Source organism: Nocardioides oceani (assembly GCF_030412965.1).
In the GTDB taxonomy this organism is placed as follows: Bacteria; Actinomycetota; Actinomycetes; order Propionibacteriales; family Nocardioidaceae; genus Nocardioides; species Nocardioides oceani.
Window position 1 is genome coordinate 1 of the sequence record NZ_JAUHJQ010000360.1, and the last position, 202, is coordinate 202.

Here is a 202-nt window from a genome sequence, read left to right on the forward strand (position 1 = left end):
GCCGCTGGACGCTCGCGCGGACCAGTACTCCCTCGGCGCGCGGGCCTACCTGCTGCTGGCCGGCCGCGCGCCGTACCCCCCCCCCCCGCTCGGCGCCGCGGCCGCCCCGGCCGCGCCGCCGCCGCTCTCGACGCCGGAGCGGCCGTTCCCCGGCGCGACCGACGCGGTGGTGCGCCGGGCGCTGGCGGTCGACCGCGAGGAC

The 202-nt window shown here is 84.2% G+C and carries 1 pseudogene; it reads left to right on the forward strand.

Going from position 1 to position 202, the window contains the following annotated elements:
* Positions 1-202, forward strand: a pseudogene (locus QWY28_RS24900) (serine/threonine-protein kinase); the annotation flags it as partial.